The 577-nt window shown below is 39.9% G+C and carries 1 protein-coding gene; it reads right to left on the bottom strand.

Going from position 1 to position 577, the window contains the following annotated elements; all coding sequences use genetic code 11:
* A partial coding sequence (locus P20495_RS21125) for an IS30 family transposase (protein ID WP_033016500.1) occupies positions 1–577 on the bottom strand: 577 nt, incomplete at both ends.

Raw genomic sequence — 577 nt, 5'->3', positions numbered from 1 at the left:
ATCAACTTGTACCAAAGCTGTATACCGTGTTTTTCGATCAACCAATGTTGCTATATGTGAGTTGCTACTTCCTGATATTAAATCGCCCTCCCAGTGACCTAGAGTTGCTCGTGTTTCAATTTCATGGGGCCTTTCATGAATTGTTTTAGCATCAATAATACCTTTATAAATTCCCTTATTTGTTGAGCGTTTACCATGCCTCAACTTACGTTTTGAGCGAAGATGGCTAAGGACTGCTTTTTCGAAAATATAGCGTGATGGGATAAATAACGTTTTATAAATAGTCTCATGTGAAATATGCATTTCAGATGATGCTGGGTGTTTTATTTTTAACCAGCCAGAAATTTGCTCTGGTGACCAGTCGTCTAGTAGCTTAGACTCAACCAAATCGCTAAGTGGATTACCTTTTTGTAATTTGCATTGCTTTGGCCTTAATGCTCGCTCTAGCGCATTTTTATCAGCCGTAACGGCACGGTATTTGGCAATACCACCATTGCGTTTGATTTCACGGCTTACCGTTGACGCTGCCTTTTCTACATTACGAGCTATTGCCCTGATAGATAAGCCTGAAGCTAAA

The organism is Pseudoalteromonas sp. BSi20495, assembly GCF_000241185.1.
Lineage (GTDB): Bacteria > Pseudomonadota > Gammaproteobacteria > Enterobacterales > Alteromonadaceae > Pseudoalteromonas > Pseudoalteromonas fuliginea.
This window is presented reverse-complemented; position numbering and strand designations above follow the sequence as displayed.